Source organism: Paenarthrobacter sp. NPDC091711 (assembly GCF_044756605.1).
Lineage (GTDB): Bacteria > Actinomycetota > Actinomycetes > Actinomycetales > Micrococcaceae > Arthrobacter.
In genome coordinates this window covers 34775-53629 of the sequence record NZ_JBIVTF010000013.1, presented here as the reverse complement: position 1 = coordinate 53629, position 18855 = coordinate 34775, and the positions used below count along the sequence as shown (strand labels likewise).

Genomic DNA, 18855 nt, shown 5'->3' with positions numbered 1-18855 from the left:
CTGGTGTGCGTGTTTGGGTGGGGTTTTGGGGCGCAGAGTGGGCCCCGCAACGCACCTGCCGGGTGGACGTTTCTCCTGGGGACAAAACAACGGCGGCGCCACCCCGGAAAGGGGAGGCGCCGCCGTCGTACTTGTCTCTTTTTACTTGTGGCTGCTGACCGGGTGGGCCTCAGGAGGAAGCTCTTCCGAGACGGCACCAGCCACTCGCTTGTCCCAGGCCTCGCGAACCGCGGGATCGGTGGGCGGGGTGAGCAGCGAAATCACTACGTAGGCGACGAACGAGGCTGCCAGGCCGAAGTAGATCGGCTCGTTGGCGTAGACGCCGTCCGCGCTCGGGATCGCTCCTACGGCGAAGAGGATCAGCAACGCGAGGGTCAGGACCGACCCGATGGCCATGGACCACGCCGCGGCGATTCCGGTTCCGCGCTTCCACACGAGGCCGCCGAGAATGGCTACCAGGAGGCCACCCACCAGGATGTCGTAGGCGATGGTCAGGGCAACCACCACGTCCTGCGCTGCCATGGAGATCAGCACGGCAACGATGCCGAGTCCCAGGACCCAGTAGCGGTTGGCCTTGACGTCGTGCTCGGGGTTTTCGGTGTCATCAGTGTTGATGGTCTTGCCGAACCAGCTGGCCACGAACGGGACGACGTCGGCGCGGGCCACCGTTGCCGCGGCGATCAGGGCGCCGGAAGCCGTGGACATCATTGCTGCAACAGCTGCAGCCATGACCAGGCCGCCGATGCCGACAGGCAGGATGTGGGTTGCGACCTCTGCGTACACCACGTCCTTGCCGAGGTTGGCGACGTCAATGTCCGGCAAGGCAACGCGGGCGGCCAGGCCGATCAGGGCGCCGGCGATGCCGTAAAGGATGCAGTAAACGCCGGCAGTTGCGCCGCCCCAACGGGCAACGGTGGGGGTCTTGGCAGTGAAGACGCGCTGCCAGATGTCCTGGCCGATCAGGAGACCCAGTGTGTAGACCACGAAGTACGTGATGATGGTCTGGATGCCGATGCCGTCAATCTGGAAGAAGCTTGCGTCGAGGCGCTCACGGATGCCGTCCATGCCGCCGGCTGCGTTCAGGACGAACGGGAGCATCAGGAAGAAGATACCCACGGTCTTGATGATGAACTGGACCTGGTCGGCCAACGTGATGGACCACATGCCGCCAATGGTCGAGTAGACAAGGACGATCGCGCCGCCAACGGCGATAGCCAGCCAACGCTCCCAGTCGAACAGCACCACGAAGATGGTGGCGTACGCGCCGGTGGACGTGGCACACAGCATCAGCGTGTAGGCGAGCATGACGATGCCGGAGGTCTGCGTGGCTTTGCTGCCGTAGCGGAGGCTCAGCATTTGGGAGACCGTGTAGATTTTCAGCCGCTGGATGGTCCCGGCAAACAGGAGGCTGAGCAGCAGCACGCCTGAGCCGATTGCCACCACAAGCCACATGCCAGAGATGCCGAACTTGTAGCCGAGGCCGACGCCGCCCACGGTGGATGCGCCACCAAGGACCACTGCAGCCATGGTGCCGGTGTAAAGGAAGGGTCCCAGGCGGCGGCCGGCCACCAGGAAGTCGCTGTTGTTCTTGGTGCGGGACTTGCCCCACCAGCCGAATGCCAGCATGGCGAGCAGGTACACCACCACGATTGCGATGTTTATAGCCGATGATTCCATGAACGGTCCTTGGAGCTGATGCACAGAGGTTGGGGTTTTCGACGATACTCCTGCGAAGCGACGAAGTCTCTGTGCTGACGATTGGAGATTGAGGAGGTGTTGTGTGCCTCACAGACAACACTTGTTGCCTATGAGGATATGTTGTGATGGGAGTAACAGTCAAGATCCTTTGGTCATGCTTCCGCGTATTCTGGCGTTCTTGGCCTGTCTCCCGGCTACTATTGCTCCAATGACAGGGCCACATGACAGGCCTGAAAGGTTCGTGAATGAAGGCTCTACCCGTTGAACCGAGCAATGTTCCAGTTGCCATCGGTTCCAGAATCCGCGCAGCCCGGCAAGCGCAGCGCCTCACTATTGAGCAAGTGGCGGACGCCACCGGACTGACCAAGGGCTTCCTCAGCCGTGTGGAGCGGGACCTGACATCGCCGTCGGTCGCTTCCTTGGTGACTCTGTGCCAAGTGTTGTCCGTGTCCGTGGGCGATTTGTTCGCGGCGCCGGAGACTCACCTAACCAAGCGCGATGACGGCCCCCGCATCTCCCTGGGTGGCCAGGGCATTGTGGAGCGCTTGTTGACCGCCCGCTCCGAGCGTCGCCTCCAGATCCTGCAGGCAACCATCGAGCCACGTGGCCGCGGAGAAAATGAGCTCTACGCCGTGGACTGCGACGTAGATGTACTCCATGTGGTCAAGGGCCGGATCAAGCTCATTCTGACCAACGAGGAGTACGACCTCGAAGAAGGGGACACGCTCTCCTTCCCGGGCCGTGAACCCCACACCTGGATCAACCCCACGGATGAAACCGTCGAGGTGTTGTGGGTACTGGTGCCGGCAGCCAGCCGCTAGCTTTGGCGCCACCCGCTGCGCTCCCTCCCGGGTACCTCTCGGTTTGGATCCGGGGGAGTGGGTTGAACCCTGGAAACCCGGGGCTCAGAGGTGCAAGGTTGCCCACCAACTGGGCGGGAGCGTCGCGACGCAACGCGAGAACCGCCTGAATCTCCGCAATCACCCTCTCCGGCTCGAACCAAATCACCTCCGGCGGGTACCTCAGGACGGAATAGCCGTTGACGGTAGAGGCGTTGTTTCGTGCCAAGTCGTTCCGCAGAGCCTTTCTGTTGGAGTGAAACGCGAAGCCATCCACTTCAACGATGAGGAATTCTTCGAGAAGAAAGTCCACGCGACCGATTCCAGGTACGGCTACCTGCGCCTCGAAAGCGATTCCATGTGTGCGAAGTAAGTGCTGCGCGTCGACCTCAACGATCGACTCTGCACGGAGATCGAGCTCATGGAGTGCCGTCAGTACCGGACTGGATCTGTCCCCGCGGAGCTGCTCCTTGAGCAGTGCCAGTGGCACACCGTGCAGGCGAATGGCCGATGTGGCCATGGCTGTGGTGCCGGGGGTTCCAGGCATGTCATCGCGTGAAGCACTACGTCCTCCAGCGCCGCCACTGGCAGGGTGGGGTGTGCCTCGAACCGGGCTGTCCTGTGCCGGATAAACCCGCTGCCGTGCCCATGATTGCAGGCCAGATGATGTTGGCTTGGAGCGGTTCTTAGCCAAAGCCCGAAGTGTTTTGCAGCGCTTGCACAGGACACAAGCGCGTTGAACCGGATGGCCGCGGCGAACTCCGGCTTGTGATCCTTGAGCATGTACACGCCCCGCCGCGGGCGGCTAGCTCCCCGGGATAACAAAGAAGCGACGTCTGATCGGGAGAAGCCTGCGCTGCGGAGTTGTTCGGTCCGGGCTACGCCGCCCACCTCTTGAAGGTATAGATAGATGTCCATGTGGCCAGTTCACCGACACTGGGCAGCTGGAGGAACGGCCCATTTCCCTTATGTGGGTAAGTGGCAATTGCGGTCCTCCCCAGTTGCTGACCCTTCCGTGAGCAGCCTGGGCTCGCTGGCCCCGGAAATCCGTGGGCTGACGATGCTCGGTGGTCACAAGGTAGGTCACCAACTGGGGAGGAGCGCGGCGAACGGATCAGGCGGTCAGCCCACGTGCACCCACGGCCGGCGTGTGATGTCCGGCTCGGCTTCCCTCAGCACTTCGCGGGTTACCGGTGCGATCTCTCCCTCGCCGAAGAACAGGAACTTGCTGAGATTGGAGATCGGGTTGCCCTCGGTCCACCGGAAGTAGATGTGGGGCATGAACCCCGTGACGTCCCGGATGTGGAGGAGCACTGCGGCCACGGTGTTGGGCACGTTGTTGCTGTGCACCTCCAGGATTTTGAACCCATGCCTGAGTTTGCCCACAACCTGGAGCTCCTGCTCGAAGTCCGAGCTGTCGTCCACAATGACCTCGATGAAGACGGCGTCGCAGTCAACGGGCAGGTGGCTGGCTTGCTGGGCGTGCTGGAGCTTCTCCCGGTATCGGCTGGCACTGAGGTGCTTGGGCTCGTGGGCGATGATGCGAACGGGTCCATCGGAAGCGTTTGCGGCGAATTCGAGGGCTTTCTCGTCCATCTTGATATGAGTGGCCCGGAGCTCGAAAGCGCGCCGCATGCGGGAGATGAAACTGACAACCATGATGGCCAGGATGAAGAGCGCGGCAATCTTCAGGCCGTCGGGGCGTTCGATCGAGTTGACCACTGTGGTGTAGACGAAGACGAGGGAGATCAGGCCGAAGCCAATGACCTGGGCGCGCTGTTTCCGGCGCCGCGCAGAGAGGGTCACCGCGATGGAGGCTGAGGTAATGAGGACCAGGACGCCAGTGGCATAGGCGCCGCCCTGGGCGTTGACGTCGGCCTGGAAAATGATGGTCACAATGAACGCGATAACCGTGAAGACCAGGACCAGGGGGCGGAGCGCCCGTGCCCACGCAGGTGCCATGCCGTATCGGGGCAGGTAGCGGGGGACGAGGTTCAGCAGGCCGGCCATGGCGGAGGCGCCGGCAAACCAGAGGATGGCGATGGTGCTGACGTCATAGATGGTTCCGAAGCCGTCGCCGAGGAATTTGTGCGCAAGGTAGGCGAGTGCACGGCCTTCGGCTTTGCCGCCATCCTGGAATTCGGCGGCGGGGATCAGCATGACGGTGGTGAAGCTGGACGTGATGAGGAACGAACTCATGATGATGGCCGCGGTGGTGAGGAGCTTGTGGGCTCCTTTGATCCGGCCTGTGGGTTTGGCGTCGGTGTCTGTGGCGTGGCCCTTGATTTGGGGCATGACCGCGACGCCGGTTTCGAATCCGGAGAGTCCAAGTGCCAAACGGGGGAAGACGAGAAGTGCCAGGGCGATCATCATGATGGGGTCGCCGTGGGAGGTGGTGAGTGCGGTCCACCAGTCAGTAATGACACCGGCTTCGGTGAAGAGATGGGTCATGGAGACGGCGATCACCACAAGGTTTAGCGCGAGGAACGCTGCCACCAGTACTACTGCCACGTTGATGGCTTCCTTGAATCCGCGCAGGAAGACGATGCCGAGTCCTGCGATCAACGCGATGGTGATGACCACTTGCTGGCCTTCGAGGAAGTGCGGGGCGAAGGGGTTCTCGATGAGGTGGGCGGTGGCGTCGGCGGCCGAGAGCGTGATGGTGATCATGAAGTCCGTGGCTGCGAACCCGAGGAGGGCCAGGACGAACAGCTTGCCGCCCCATCGCGGCAGCAGGCGTTCCAGCATGGCGATTGATCCTTCGCCGCGCGGGCTTTCCTTGGCAACGCGCCGGTACACGGGCAGCGCGCCGGCCAGGGTAGCGAACACGAGGAGCAACGTGGCCAGGGGCGACAACAGGCCTGCGGCGAGTGCGGCAATGGCCGGCTGGTAGCCAAGGGTGGAGAAGTAGTCCAGGCCGGTGAGGCACATGACCTTCCACCAAGCCTGCGGTTTGTGGGAGTCTGTCGGTTTCCCGTGGGGGCCCTGCCGCTTGCCTGAGGTGTCCGGCATTCCTTCGAGCAGCCACGACTTGAGGTTGAAGGAGTGCTTTGGCCGGTCGGCCGGGTCGGCCGGAGGCCTCGTCAGGGTGGTCACGTTGTCCTTTCGCGCAGCACGGTGCTGCTTCCGTTAGGAGCGTATGGCCGCCTTCGACGCCGGGACCCCGGTTTTTATGGAATCTTTACGCCTGCTGTGACCGGCATCTCATGCCCCTTTCAGTAATCTGATTTGTAAACAGGTGATGCATATTAGGAAACTTCGAGTGTATGATGGGTGTCACAGCTAGTGATTCGATCGCCCCATGATTACAAGGAGTGGCATATTTTGGAAGAGCTCCGTATTGAAGCCAACGGGAACCTCGGCCCCATCGATTCGTCCCGCATCCCGCGCTACGCCGGTGCCGCCACCTACGCCCGACTGCCCCGCCTGGATCAGGTCGCCAAGGCGGACGTCACGGTTGTCGGCGTCCCCTTCGACTCGGGCGTTTCCTACCGTCCCGGCGCGCGCTTCGGTGCCAACCATGTGCGTGAGGCCAGCCGCTTGCTGCGCCCGTACAACCCTGCCTGGGACGTAAGCCCGTTCGAGAACATTCAGGTTGCCGATGCCGGCGACATGGCCGTGAACCCGTTCAACATCAACGAGGCCATTGAGACCATCCAGCAGAACGCCTTGGACCTGACGGCCAACGGCAGCAAACTGGTAACCCTTGGTGGCGACCACACCATTGCGCTCCCGCTCCTCCGCGCAGCAGCCGAACGAGCCGGCGAGCCCATTGCCATGCTCCACTTCGACGCCCACTTGGATACCTGGGACACCTACTTCGGTGCCGAGTACACGCACGGCACCCCCTTCCGCCGCGCCGTGGAAGAGGGCATCTTGGACACCGAGGCCATCAGCCACGTGGGTACCCGCGGCCCGCTGTACGGCAAGAAGGACCTCGACGACGACCATCGCTTCGGCTTCGGAATTGTCACCTCCGCAGACGTCTACTACCAAGGCGTCCTGGAGACGGTGGCTAAGATCCGGGATCGCATCGGCAATCGTCCGCTGTACATCTCCGTGGACATTGACGTCCTGGATCCGGCGCACGCACCCGGCACCGGCACTCCCGAAGCCGGCGGCATCAGCAGCCGCGAACTCCTCGAAATCATCCGCGGCTTCCGCGGCATGAATCTCGTTGGTGCGGACATCGTTGAGGTTGCTCCGGCCTACGACCACGCAGAGATCACTGGCGTCGCAGGTAGCCATGTAGCCTACGAGCTCGTGACCCTCATGGCGGACAACGCGGTCGAGGGCGACCGCCAAGGTGCCCCGAACGGTTACGCGCAGCAGGCACTCGGCGCTCGCATCGCGGAGCTCGCAACGGGTGACCAGCGATGATCGACTTCGATCCCGGCACAGCAGCTCCCACGAAGGGGACTAACCAGCGCAACGGTGGGGACCTCGTCGTCGAGACCCTTGAAGCGCTGGGCGCGAAGACTGTTTTCGGCATCCCGGGCCAGCACGCGTTGGGTTTGTTCGACGCCATGGGCCGCGGCAACCTGCACTTCGTTTCTTCCCGCGTGGAGAACAACTCGGCGTTCGCAGCTGACGGCTACTCCCGTGCCACGGGCGAGGTGGGTGTGCTGTTCCTGTCCACCGGTCCCGGCGCGCTGACGTCCCTGGCCGGTTTGCAGGAGGCTTACGCCACCGGTGTCCCCATGGTGGTTGTTGCCAGCCAGATCCCGCTTGATGGCCTGGGCGCGCGTCGCAAGGGCATGCTGCACCAGCTCGATGACCAGAAGGCTTCGGCGGCGAACGTCACCAAGAGCCAGCGACTGATCCAGCACGCCTCGGGTATCCCGTCGGCCATCCAGGACGCGTGGACCGAAGCGATCTCCTCGCCGCAGGGCCCGGTCTGGATCGAAATCCCACAGAACGTCCTGCTGGATCCCATCATGGTGCCCCCGGTGGAGGATGCGCTGGCCGAGGCGTTCGACAACCCGCCGCGCGTTGAGTTGATCCGCGAAGCCGTGAAGTGGCTTTCGACGGCGGAACGTCCGGCGATCATCGCAGGCGGCGGTACGCGCCGTGGCCGGGCTGAGAAGTCGTTGCTCTCGATTGCCGAGCAGCTGCGCGCTCCGGTCATTTGTACTCCCGGTGGCAATGGTGCGTTCCCGTGGACCCACGAACTTTCGTTGCAGTCGTGGATCGAGGACAGGTACATGACCGATGTCCTGGAAGACGCGGACGTCCTGATCGTGATTGGCTCGTCGCTGGGTGAAGTGACCTCGAACTACTTCACCTTCGAACCCCGCGGCCGCATCATCCAGATCGACGCAGAACCCCGCGTCCTGGAATCCAACAGGCCTGGCCTGGGCATCCGCGCCGACGCCGGCCAAGCCCTTGCAGCATTGGATGAAGCCCTCGCCGCGGCAGGGGCAGCGGACGCAACCAAGCGTGATTGGCACGGCACCAGCCCGGAAGATGTGGTCAAGGACTCCCTGGCCAAGGTCACCGCACGCCTGGAATCCCAGGACCTGGCCAAGGAACTGAAGTTCATGGCCGACATCCGCGAGGCTGTTCCGGCTGACATGCAGACGTTCTGGGACATGACCATCTCCGCGTACTGGGGCTGGAGCTGCTGGGACGCCCGTCAGGGCCAGTTCCACTCCGCCCAGGGCGCCGGCGGCTTGGGCTACGGTTTCCCGGCAGCCATCGGCGGAGCCGTCGGGTTGGAGACCACGGGCAAACCGAGCCGTGTGCTCGCTGTGTCCGGTGACGGTTCCTCCATGTACTCCATCTCCGAGCTCGCCACGGCCAAGCAGCACAACGTCCCGGTCACCTGGCTGATCGTGGACGACGGCGGCTACGGCATCCTGCGCGAATACATGGTGGGTGCCTTCGGCCAGGCCACGGCCACCGAACTCGCCCGCCCCGACTTCGTCAAGCTTGCCGAGTCCTTCGGCGTCCCGGCCCGCCGGGTTGCCCCGGAGGACGTGGGGGACGCGCTCAAGGCGTCCTTCGAAGCGGACGGACCCAACGTCGTCGTGGTTGAAACGCTTTTGAAGATGTTCGGCCCCACTCACCTGGACGACTAAGCGCGCCAACTCAAGCAGCCCCCGCACGGTACTCCGTGCGGGGGCTGCTTGCTTTGCAACACAGCGACTAGTCGAGATCCCGCTGTGTGCCTTCGGGCGTGAGCTTCACGGCAACAACCGCGGCCAGCATCGCGGCGATCCAGAACGCTGCGATGAGCCACAAGCCACCGCCGGCCGCGAGGCTGAGTCCAGCGACGATCATCGGTGTGAAACCGGCGCCGATCATCGATGCACCTTGATACGACAGCGAAGCGCCCGTATAGCGGTTGCGGGTGGGAAACTGTTCGGCCACGTAAGCCGCAATGGGACCGTAGAGGAAGCCTTGTACGAGGCCATTACCGAGCACGATCGCCAAGGCAAACGCCCATAGCTCGCCGTTGTTGATCAGCAGCAGGATGGGGTACGCGAGGACGGCGCCCAGCAAAGATGCGCCGATGAGCACCCGGCGTCGGCCGATCCTATCGCTGAGGCGGGCGGAGTAGAAACAGATGATCAAGGTCAGCAATGCCGCGAAAGCCTTGATGTTGAGCACGCCGTTCTTATCTGCCCCGTTCTCCACGGCCACGGATACGCCCCAAACCGTTGTCATCGATTGGCATACGTAGAAAGCTGTGGTGGCGAGCAGCCCCAGCACCACCGCGCGGCGATTGTTCTTGAGGACATCGAGAAGCGGCACCCGCCGTTTGGATCCCTCTGCTTCAAGCCGTTGGAAAGCCGGTGTCTCAGACACTTTGAGGCGGATGACCATTCCCACAGCGATCAATGCGGCGCTGAGAAGGAAAGGAATACGCCACCCCCATGCCAGGAAATCTTCGCCGGACAGGGCTGCGAACAGGGAGAGTGCCAGTGTGCCCAGAATCGCTCCCGCAGGTCCGCCGGCGTTGGCGAAAGCTGCAGCGAATCCCCGGTGCTTTTTGGGGGCATGCTCTATGGCCATGAGGGCGGCGCCGCCCCATTCCCCGCCAACCGCCACACCCTGAACCAGCCTGAGGACAACCAGCGCGATGGGCGCGGCGATCCCAATCTGGGCTGTGGTGGGCAGCAAACCGATCATGGTGGTCCCGAAGCCCATGATGAGCATTGAGAGGACCAACATTTTCTTGCGGCCCACTTTGTCCCCGAAGTGCCCGAAGATCAGGCCACCCAAGGGGCGCGCAACATACCCCACCGCGAGCGTTACGAAGGATGCGAAAAGGGCGAAGCCGGGGCCAAGGTTGGCGAAGAACACCTTGTTGAAAACAAGGCTGGCGGCAGTGGCGTACAGCATGAAGTCGTAGTACTCGATGGCACTGCCGATGAAACTGGACGCAAGGATACGGCGCATGTCCTTGGACTTCATGGAGTGTTCCGGGGCGTTGCCGGTGGCTTCAGGGAGAGTGTCCTGGGATGGTGCTGAGCTCATGTGCTTCCTCAGTTCCGGTGGTGGGGTTCGCGCATCAGCGCTGGCGTGCGAACGGGATGACGTCAAGATCGTTGGGAACGGTGAACTCTCCGCTGAAGTGATCTTCGGCTTCGAGCCACACAGACGTGGACGCGTGCCCGGGCACCAGGTGATGAAGGGCAAGGTGCCGTGCGCCGGCAGCGTCGGCCAGCTTGGCTGCTTCCCGGACACTCGTATGTGACTTGTAGTGGTGGTCGCGTGCGGCCCGGCTGCTGTCATCCGTTTTGTCTGCGTAGAGGGATTCCACCCAGTCGAAGTCGATGGCCTCGTGCAGCAATAAGTCCGTGCCCGTGGCCAGCGTGATCATGTTTTCTGTATACGCAGTGTCGCCGGAGATGGTGACGGAACCTTCAGCGGTATCGAAGCGGAAGGCGAAAGCCGGTGCCACCGGAGGATGTTCCACCAGGATGGCGGTCACCGTCACCAATTCGTCGCGATAGATCTCGAACGGTTCCATGTCCGGCGTCGGGTTGTTGTTGGGGTGGTAACCGGCTTGTGCAGGGATCCGAATGTCTTCGGCCGCGAAGATGTCCAGGGGACTGGGCTTCAGGCTGTCCAGGATGCGGTCATTGAGGTCCGTAGCGTGGGCGGCCATCAGCTGTTCGAACATCTGGCGGGTGCCAGGCGTCGGGTTCTCCGGGGCCAGCGGAAGAGGATCGACGACGGCGCGGGGCGACACCGGCGGCAGCTCACCACGGTTACCGGGTCCAATAATCCTCACCGGGTTGGTGGAACGGTCTGCGAGCGCGTACAGGCCGAAGATGCCAAGCCCGGCGAGATCGTAGACGTGGTCCGAGTGCAGGTGCGTGATGAAGAGTGCCCTCAAGTCCTTGAGCTCCAAGCCTGACTGGCTAAGCCGTCGTCCGGCGCCTTGGCCGAAATCCACCAGGTAGAAGGAGTCTCCCACCACCACTGCGGTGGCTATTCCTGTGCGCTCGCCGGAGTCGGCGGCCGCCCACCACCGGGGACCGCCGGCGGTGCCCAGGGTGACGATGTGTGGTTTCAGGGATGACGTCAATGTCACGGGTGTCTCCTTCGACTTTGGCTTTCCTCCATAGTGGCCCGGCTCACTTCACTTGTATAATCAATCAATTCAAAGAAGTTCATAAGGAGAACTGATGGCCGAGTTCACGCTGCGCCAGCTCGAGTATTTCGTGGCGGTGCTCGATCACGGATCACTCACCAAAGCCGCCAGTGAAAGCAACATCTCCCAAGCCGCCGCCTCCATGGCGATTGCCCAGCTGGAAAAGAGCCTTGGCCTGGACCTGCTGATCCGCACCCGGGCCAAGAGGGTTGAGCCCACAGCTGCCGGGCTTGAACTCGGCGTGCGTGCCCGGCGGATCCTCAGGGAAACCGCCGACCTGCACGGTGGGGCACTCATGGGTTCCCATGAAGAGATGCGCGGCCGAGTCTCCATTGGCTGCATGGTGGCCATCTCGCCCCGGGTGATCCCGGAACTCATCGGCTATTTCGCCGAGAAATGGCCAGAGGTAGAGCTCGACTTTGTGGAGGGCGCCGCCGAAGACCTGCAGAAGGGGGTAGGGGAGGGGGAGCTGGACCTTGCCTTCGTCTATTCCCCTCAGGTGGTTCCGGGCGTCGACGTCGTCAAAGTGGTGGAATCGCGTCCCCAGTTCATGCTGGCCGCGGGACACCCCCTGGCCGGAAGAGCATCACTGAGCTTCGCCGACCTCGCGGGCGAGGACGTGATCCTCTTCAATGTGCCACCCAGCGCGGAACGGGTAACGGCCATGTTCCTCGCAGCGGGCATCGAGCCGAACGTCCGCTGGAAAAGCGTGGTGGCGCAGACCATACGCGGAGTTGTGGCCAGTGGACGGGCTATCTCGGTGACTCATGCATGGCCGGGGGTCGCTCCTGTATATGCAGACGCCAAAGTTGTTCTGGTGCCCATCAAGGATGACCTTCCTGAGAGCTGGCTCGTGGCTGCCGTGCCGCCGGGGATCGATCGGCCTCGCCGGGTGAACGAGGTCATTCGGGCGGCTATTCACTTGGCCGGATAAGGCTGGATCTGCACCGGGTTCGCGGGAAACTGTCGAATTCGCCGGAGTTCTCCGGCGGTCTGACACTCTTCCCGCGTTTTCGCGGCGGACGCTTGAACCCTCATCTTTAGTTTCCCAAAGCAATCACTTTGAGTTATAGTTGCTTTAGGCAAACAAAAAGAGGGGTGTCTTCCATGTCCGTTGGTTCTGCCACGGCAACCGATCTTGTGCATCAAATCTTCGATCTCCAGCGCACTCTGCGCTGTGTGGTGACCGCCCACATGTCCCGCGTTCCCGACGTCGGAATGGCGGTGCAAGGGGTGATGCGCTTCATCGGCGAGGGGGAGACCCGCGCAACGCATCTGGCCACGCGGCTCGGTGTCAGCGCGCCGGTCCTCAGCCGGCACATCAGCGAACTCGAGGAACTCGGCTTCGTGGTCAGGCGGCCGGATCCAGCGGACGGCAGGGCCCAACTCCTCGCGCTGACGGAGAAAGGCTCCGCGAAACTGCGCGAATTTGAAGAACAACGCAGCGTGAGACTGCGGGATTACCTGGCGGATTGGAGCGAGGCAGACGCCCTCGAGGCCTCCCAGGTCATCAACAAACTCACGGAGTCCCTCAAGGACTCAATCCGGGCAACGGCGGCCGGCTCCATCACAACAAACCAGACAGCTTAGGAGCCCACGCATGGCTACACCAGTACAAAACTCCAAGGCGGTGGACGCCTCAGTCACCGCGCACAAGGCCGCCGCGCCCATGACGCACCGGCAGATCATGGAAGCCCTCACCGGGCTCCTCGCGGCGTTCTTTACGGCGATCCTCAGCAGCACCATCGTCGCCAACGCGCTGCCAACCATCATGTCCGAGCTCAAGGGCACGCAAACCGACTTCGCGTGGGTCATCACGGCTGCGTTGTTGGCGAACGCTGCAACCACGCCCATCTGGGGCAAGCTCGCTGACCTCTTCGACAAGAAACTTCTTGTCCAGCTGAGCATCATCATCTTCGTGGCCGGTTCCGTCATGGCCGGCCTGTCCGAAACCATTCCGCTGCTGCTGACCGCCCGCGTCATCCAGGGTGTGGCCATGGGTGGCCTCACCGCCCTGGCGCAAGCGATCATCGGCTCCATGATTCCGCCGCGCGACCGCGGCAAGTACTCGGGCTACATGGGCGCTGTCATGGCTGTAGGTACCGCCGGCGGCCCGCTGCTGGGCGGCTTCATCGTTGACAGCCCGCTGGGGTGGCGTTGGACGTTCTTCGTCTGCGTGCCGCTGGCCGTCGTCGCGCTCATCCTGCTCCAGGTGACCCTCAAGATCGAACACATCAAGCGCCCCGCCAAGATTGACTGGCTCGGTTCCATCCTTCTGACGTCCGGCGTGAGCCTGCTCCTCATTTGGGTTTCCTTCGCCGGCAACCCTGACTACTACGACTGGTTCTCCTGGCAGTCCGCCCTGATGGTGGGCGGCGGCGTGGCACTGCTTGCGGTATTGGTCTACGTGGAAACCAAGGTGGCCCAGCCCATCATCCCGCTCAAGATCATCTCCGAGCGCACCACGGCCCTGGCCATCATTGCATCGGTTGCTGTCGGTATCGCCATGTTCGGCTCCTCAACCTTCCTGGGTCAGTACTTCCAGGTTGCCCGCGGCGCCACTCCCACCGAGGCCGGCCTGCTGACTCTGCCCATGATTGCGGGCAACCTGATCGGCTCCGTGGCCTCCGGTATCCTCATCAGCCGTTTCGGTAAATGGAAGAGGTTCCTGATTGCAGGCTCCGTGCTTCTCATTGGCGGCCTGGCCTTCGCAGGAACCATGGATCACACCACTGAACTGTGGATCGTGGCCATCTACACCGGTGTGTTCGGCCTTGGCCTGGGCATGCTCATGCAGAACCTCGTGCTGGCCGTGCAGAACACGGTCCAGGCCAAGGACATCGGTACGGCAAGTGCTTCGGTGGCGTTCTTCCGCTCGGTGGGTGGCGCGATTGGCGTCTCCGTGCTGGGTGCCATCATGTCCACGCATGTGAAGGACCTCGCCGTTGAAGGCATGGCCGCTGCCGGGATTCCCGTCCAGGGCGGTGCATCCGGGGCCAGCATGGACCTTGCCGATATGCCCGCTCCCGTCGCCGAGATCATGCGTGCTGCCTACGGCGACGCGACTGCCCAGATCTTCCTGATCTCCGCGATCATCAGCGTGGTGGCCCTCTTGTCAGTGCTGTTCATCAAGGAGCGTCCACTGCGCCGCACGGTTGATGCTGCTCCCGAAAAGGAGCTCATTGCCACGGCCTCGGGAGACGCCGGAATGTCGCTGGATACCTCGTCCTTGGACACTGTAAAAGCGGACGACGACGGCGCACGCCGCCTTGGTGCCCACGCTCCCGTTTCGGCGGGCGGACGGCAGGTGCCGGCGGGGGAGCGTCAGGTTCCCAACCCGGAGTCCGGATCCGATCTTGACCTCGAGTTCGCTCGGATCCTTACCCAGGAACGGCCTCACGGCACCTCGGATGTGAAGGAAGTCCAAGAGCAGTTGTCCCGAACCCAGTACGTTCTGGCGGAACAGCAGCTACAGCTGAGCCGCGCCAACGTGGAACTGCAGGCAAGGTTGCGGGAGCAGCAAACCATTGCCGAGCAGCAGGCCCATACCGCGGAAGAGTTGGCCGCCCTTCGCAAGGAACTCAAGCGCGAACGCAGGCAGCAGGAACGCATGGCGCTGCTGCTCCTCCAAGGCGTTGAAGCACGCTCGGACCACGGAAAACACGCAGGCTAAGTCCACGTACGGTGAAGCGCCGGTTGGGAAACCAGCCGGCGCTTTGCTGTGCTGCCTGCCGCGACGGGAGCATCCACGGCACATGAACTACTCCGCTGGGATGATCTTTTGCGTAAGTTGTTTCGCCGGGGCAACGGATTTCGTAGAGTAGGGAGGCTAATACTGTCAGCCCCGGCTGCGACACTTCTCTTATCTCATTCACGCACTCTTTCTAAGGACCCGTGGGCATGCTTGTCACCCTTATACGGCGCTACTCCAAGCCGTATTTGCCGCAGATTGTGGCCGTGCTGATTTTTCAGCTGGCGTCCACCATCGCCACGCTCTACCTCCCCAGCCTCAACGCCAAGATCATTGATGAGGGAGTTTCCCGTGGAGACACCGACTTCATCTGGCAGACCGGTGCGCTCATGCTCGCTGTTGCCCTTGGACAGGTGCTCACTGCCATCATCGCCGTGTACTTCGGCTCCCGGGTCGCAATGGCCATTGGCCGGGACCTGCGCCGCAGCGTCTTCAGGCAGGTCAGCAGCTTTTCCGCCCAGGACGTCAACACTTTCGGCGCTCCCACTCTGATCACCCGCGGAACCAATGACGTCCAGCAGGTACAGATGCTGGTCCTCATGGGCCTGAACTTCATGGTTTCAACGCCCATCATGTGTGTTGGCGGCATCATCATGGCGCTCCGTGAGGACCTCAGCCTTTCCTGGCTGGTCTGGGTCTCGGTCCCTGTCCTGGTGGCCGTCGTGGGCTACCTTGTAGTCCGTCTCATGCCTCTGTTCCGATCCATGCAGACCAAGATCGACGCCATCAACGGCGTGCTGCGCGAGCAGATCATCGGTATCCGCGTGGTCCGCGCGTTCGTACGTGAGCCCCACGAGGCCAGGCGCTTCGGGGCCGCCAATGAAGATCTCACCGCCGTATCGGTAAAGATCGGCAACCTGTTCGTCCTGATGTTCCCTGCCATCGGCATGATCCTGCACCTGTCCACTGCAGCCGTCCTGTGGTTCGGCGGCCAGCGGGTGGACTCCGGCGAGATGCAGGTGGGCGCGCTCACTGCCTTCCTTCAGTACCTGCTGCAGATCCTGATGGCCGTCATGATGGGCACGTTCATGGCCATGATGATTCCCCGCGCGTCGGTCTGTGCAGACCGCATCGGCGAAGTCCTCGACGTCGAACCTTCCATCCACAACCCCACCTCACCGGTGGTGCCGGCCGAGAAGAAGGGACGCGTGGAGTTCCGCGACGTCACGTTCAAGTACCCCGGTGCCGAGGCACCGGTGCTGAGTAACATCTCCTTCACCGCCGAGCCCGGCAAGACCCTGGCCATCATTGGCTCCACGGGTGCCGGCAAGACCACCTTGGTCTCTCTGCTGCCGCGGCTTTACGACGTCGCCTCCGGTGACGTACTGCTCGACGGCGTTCCGGTCACCAAGATGGACGCGTCGGAGATCACCAGCCGGGTATCTGCGGTTCCGCAGAAGCCGTACTTGTTCTCCGGGACCATCGAGCACAACCTGCGTTTCGGCAAGCCCGACGCAACTGACGAAGAACTATGGGATGCATTGGAGACTGCGCAGGCCAAGGGCTTCGTGGAAGAAAAGTCATCCGGCTTGAACCGGCGCATCGCCCAGGGCGGTACCAACGTCTCCGGCGGCCAGCGCCAAAGGTTGTCCATTGCCAGGGCGTTGGTGACCAAACCGAACGTGTACCTGTTTGATGACTCCTTCTCCGCGTTGGATGTCGCTACCGATGCCAGGCTCCGCAAGGCCTTGAAGGCCAAAACCCGGGACGCCACGGTCATCATCGTGGCCCAGCGCGTATCAACCATCGCTGACGCGGACGAGATCCTGGTGCTGGATAACGGCAGGATCGTTGACCGCGGAACTCACGACGAACTCCTGGAGACATCACCCACCTACCAGGAAATCGTTGAATCCCAGCTGAGCGTGGAGGAAGTGGCATGAGCGAGCAGAACCAGCAGAAGAAGCGTGGCTGGGCTGCCAAGGCTCAAGCCGCAAAGGACGCCAAGGCAACAGCCGAGGCTGAGGTAGCAACCGAAGCGCTCGAGGACGAGGACTTCGTCGAAGAGGAATACGTCCCCTCCGAAGCTGATGGCGGCATGTTCGGTGACGTCCCGGCAAAGAAGGCCAAGGAGTTCTGGCCGTCCGCCAAGCGACTCATGGGCCTGCTGAAGCCCGAGGCCGTGGGCGTGTACATCGTGATCGGCCTCGTTATTGTCTCGGTGGTCCTGAACGTCATCGCTCCCAAGGTTCTGGGCAGCGCCATGGACGTGATCTTCGGCGGCGTTATGGGCAAGCAGATCCCGGAAGGGGTTTCCCAGGAACAGTTCGTGGAGCTCATGCGCCAGCAAGGCCAGGGCAACTTTGCCGACATGGTGTCCAAGATGGAACTCACCAACGGAATCGACTTTCCCAAGTTGACGTTCCTGATTTCCATCGTGCTCCTCATGTACTTTGTGGCCAACATCTTCCTGTGGGCACAGGGTTGGTTGCTCAACAGGATCGTCATGCGGGTCATCAAGCAGCTCCGCAATGACGTCCAGGCCAAGCTCAACCGGCTCCCGTTGAACTACTTCGATACCCGCCAACGTGGCGACATCCTGTCCCGCGTGACCAACGACGTCGACAACGTCCAGCAAGGCCTCCAGCAGGCGTTCTCCCAACTGGTCAGCTCAGTGCTCACAGTCCTGGGCATCACCGTCATGATGTTCATCGTGTCCTGGGAGTTGGCGCTGATTGCCTTGATCGCCCTGCCGTTGTCCGGCATTGTGGCGGGCGTCATCGGTGCCCGCAGCCAGAAGCTCTTCGCAGCACAGTGGAAGAACACCGGCGCACTGAATGGCCAGATCGAGGAATCGTTCTCCGGCCACGACCTCGTGAAGGTCTTCGGGCGCGATGCCGACATGCTGGAGCGTTTCGACGAGAAGAACGAGGAACTCTACAAGGCCTCCTTCGGTGCGCAGTTCGTGTCCGGCGTGATCTTCCCGGCCATGAACTTCGTGTCCTACCTTTCGTACGTCGGCATTGCCGTGGTGGGTGGCCTGCGTGTTGCCTCGGGCTCCATGAGCCTGGGCGATGCCACCGCCTTCATCCAGTACTCGCGTGAATTCACCCAGCCGCTGGGTCAGATTGCCGGCATGGCCAACATGCTGCAGTCCGGCGTTGCTTCAGCAGAGCGCGTCTTCGAGTTCCTGGACGCTGATGAAGAAGTTGAAGAGACCGGTACGCGCCACCTGCCCTCCAAGACCGACGGCCATGTTGAGTTTGACCACGTCTCGTTCAGCTACGTGGAGGACAAGCCGCTCATCGAGGACCTGTCCTTTGCTGCACAACCCGGTCACACCGTGGCGATTGTTGGCCCCACCGGTGCAGGCAAGACCACCTTGGTGAACCTCGTGATGCGTTTCTACGAGCTCAACTCCGGCCGGATCACCTTGGACGGTGTAGACATCAAGGACCTCAGCCGCGCAGAACTGCGGTCCAAGGTGGGCATGGTGTTGCAGGATGCGTGGCTCTTTGGCGGGACCATCTACGACAACATCAAGTACGGCAACCTGGACGCCACCGAGGATCAGATCATGGAGGCGGCCAAGGCCACTTACGTGGACCGCTTCGTGCGGGCGCTCCCGGACGGTTACCAGACCATCATCGACGAAGAAGGCAACAACGTCAGTGCCGGTGAAAAGCAGCTCATCACCATCGCCCGTGCGTTCGTGTCAGATCCGTCGCTGCTGATCCTGGACGAAGCCACGAGCTCCGTGGATACCCGTACCGAGCTGTTGCTGCAGAAGGCCATGGCTGCGCTCCGTACGGACCGGACGAGCTTCGTTATCGCGCACCGCTTGTCCACCATTCGCGACGCCGACACCATTTTGGTGATGGAGAACGGCAAGATCGTGGAACAGGGCAACCACAACCACCTGCTCACCCTGCAGGGTGCGTACTACCGGTTGTACATGTCCCAGTTTGCTGGTGAGGAAGAGACCGCAGTGGACGACTCGACGGCGGTGCACAGCTGAGCAC

Annotated in this window: 13 protein-coding genes; 8 read left to right on the top strand and 5 right to left on the bottom strand. The window is 62.3% G+C overall.

Annotated features, from left to right (window positions below):
- Positions 1-141: 141 nt before the first annotated feature.
- On the bottom strand, positions 142-1677 hold the full coding sequence (locus ACIQH5_RS17465; RefSeq protein WP_400405785.1) for a sodium:solute symporter: 1536 nt from the start codon (positions 1675-1677) through the stop codon (positions 142-144).
- A 266-nt stretch (positions 1678-1943) separates the two neighbouring features.
- Here ACIQH5_RS17465 and ACIQH5_RS17460 point away from each other — a divergent pair, with 266 nt between their 5' ends.
- Positions 1944-2519 (top strand): helix-turn-helix domain-containing protein, encoded by a 576-nt coding sequence (locus tag ACIQH5_RS17460; protein WP_024819844.1) that lies wholly within the window; start codon positions 1944-1946, stop codon positions 2517-2519.
- Here ACIQH5_RS17460 and ACIQH5_RS17455 read toward each other — a convergent pair.
- Together ACIQH5_RS17455 and ACIQH5_RS17450 are read right to left on the bottom strand one after the other, a co-directional pair.
- A complete protein-coding gene (locus ACIQH5_RS17455) occupies positions 2458-3084 on the bottom strand; it encodes an endonuclease domain-containing protein (protein WP_400405783.1) in 627 nt (208 codons plus the stop codon). The two genes, ACIQH5_RS17460 and ACIQH5_RS17455, sit on opposite strands and share 62 nt — an antisense overlap.
- A gap of 575 nt (positions 3085-3659) precedes the next feature.
- Positions 3660-5633 (bottom strand): APC family permease, encoded by a 1974-nt coding sequence (locus tag ACIQH5_RS17450; protein WP_400405781.1) that lies wholly within the window; start codon positions 5631-5633, stop codon positions 3660-3662.
- 228 nt (positions 5634-5861) lie between these two features.
- On the opposite strand from ACIQH5_RS17450, the gene speB reads away from it, so the two are divergent.
- The gene (gene speB / locus ACIQH5_RS17445; protein ID WP_400405779.1) at positions 5862-6917 is read left to right on the top strand and encodes an agmatinase; all 1056 of its coding nucleotides are present in this window, start codon (positions 5862-5864) and stop codon (positions 6915-6917) included.
- Positions 6914-8617, top strand: coding sequence for a thiamine pyrophosphate-binding protein (locus ACIQH5_RS17440; protein WP_400405776.1), 1704 nt, complete (start codon positions 6914-6916; stop codon positions 8615-8617). The genes speB and ACIQH5_RS17440 overlap by 4 nt, the downstream gene beginning before the upstream one ends.
- A gap of 67 nt (positions 8618-8684) precedes the next feature.
- On the opposite strand, the gene ACIQH5_RS17435 is transcribed toward ACIQH5_RS17440, so the two are convergent.
- Entirely contained in the window at positions 8685-10019 is a 1335-nt protein-coding gene (locus tag ACIQH5_RS17435) for an MFS transporter (RefSeq protein WP_400405773.1), read from the bottom strand.
- A 34-nt stretch (positions 10020-10053) separates the two neighbouring features.
- Positions 10054-11082: an MBL fold metallo-hydrolase gene (locus tag ACIQH5_RS17430; protein WP_400405771.1), complete on the bottom strand. Its 1029-nt coding sequence runs from the start codon at positions 11080-11082 to the stop codon at positions 10054-10056.
- Between the two features lie 94 nt (positions 11083-11176).
- Here ACIQH5_RS17430 and ACIQH5_RS17425 point away from each other — a divergent pair, with 94 nt between their 5' ends.
- From ACIQH5_RS17425 to ACIQH5_RS17405, 5 genes are all read left to right on the top strand, one after another.
- A complete protein-coding gene (locus tag ACIQH5_RS17425) occupies positions 11177-12076 on the top strand; it encodes a LysR family transcriptional regulator (protein WP_400405769.1) in 900 nt (299 codons plus the stop codon).
- 173 nt (positions 12077-12249) lie between these two features.
- The gene (locus tag ACIQH5_RS17420; RefSeq protein WP_400405766.1) at positions 12250-12732 is read left to right on the top strand and encodes a MarR family winged helix-turn-helix transcriptional regulator; all 483 of its coding nucleotides are present in this window, start codon (positions 12250-12252) and stop codon (positions 12730-12732) included.
- 10 nt (positions 12733-12742) lie between these two features.
- Entirely contained in the window at positions 12743-14815 is a 2073-nt protein-coding gene (locus ACIQH5_RS17415; RefSeq protein ID WP_400405763.1) for an MFS transporter, read from the top strand.
- A 227-nt stretch (positions 14816-15042) separates the two neighbouring features.
- Entirely contained in the window at positions 15043-16776 is a 1734-nt protein-coding gene (locus ACIQH5_RS17410; protein ID WP_400405760.1) for an ABC transporter ATP-binding protein, read from the top strand.
- On the top strand, positions 16773-18851 hold the full coding sequence (locus tag ACIQH5_RS17405) for an ABC transporter ATP-binding protein (RefSeq protein WP_400405757.1): 2079 nt from the start codon (positions 16773-16775) through the stop codon (positions 18849-18851). The genes ACIQH5_RS17410 and ACIQH5_RS17405 overlap by 4 nt, the downstream gene beginning before the upstream one ends.
- Positions 18852-18855: the final 4 nt, after the last annotated feature.

Excerpts from the sequence above, each read along its gene's own strand:
- ACIQH5_RS17465 (WP_400405785.1), bottom strand. The coding sequence starts at position 1,677 with ATGGAATCATCGGCTATAAACATCGCAATCGTGGTGGTGTACCTGCTC.
- ACIQH5_RS17460 (WP_024819844.1), top strand. The coding sequence starts at position 1,944 with ATGAAGGCTCTACCCGTTGAACCGAGCAATGTTCCAGTTGCCATCGGT.
- ACIQH5_RS17455 (WP_400405783.1), bottom strand. The coding sequence starts at position 3,084 with ATGCCTGGAACCCCCGGCACCACAGCCATGGCCACATCGGCCATTCGC.
- ACIQH5_RS17440 (WP_400405776.1), top strand. The coding sequence starts at position 6,914 with ATGATCGACTTCGATCCCGGCACAGCAGCTCCCACGAAGGGGACTAAC.
- ACIQH5_RS17435 (WP_400405773.1), bottom strand. The coding sequence starts at position 10,019 with ATGAGCTCAGCACCATCCCAGGACACTCTCCCTGAAGCCACCGGCAAC.
- ACIQH5_RS17425 (WP_400405769.1), top strand. The coding sequence starts at position 11,177 with ATGGCCGAGTTCACGCTGCGCCAGCTCGAGTATTTCGTGGCGGTGCTC.
- ACIQH5_RS17420 (WP_400405766.1), top strand. The coding sequence starts at position 12,250 with ATGTCCGTTGGTTCTGCCACGGCAACCGATCTTGTGCATCAAATCTTC.
- ACIQH5_RS17415 (WP_400405763.1), top strand. The coding sequence starts at position 12,743 with ATGGCTACACCAGTACAAAACTCCAAGGCGGTGGACGCCTCAGTCACC.
- ACIQH5_RS17410 (WP_400405760.1), top strand. The coding sequence starts at position 15,043 with ATGCTTGTCACCCTTATACGGCGCTACTCCAAGCCGTATTTGCCGCAG.
- ACIQH5_RS17405 (WP_400405757.1), top strand. The coding sequence starts at position 16,773 with ATGAGCGAGCAGAACCAGCAGAAGAAGCGTGGCTGGGCTGCCAAGGCT.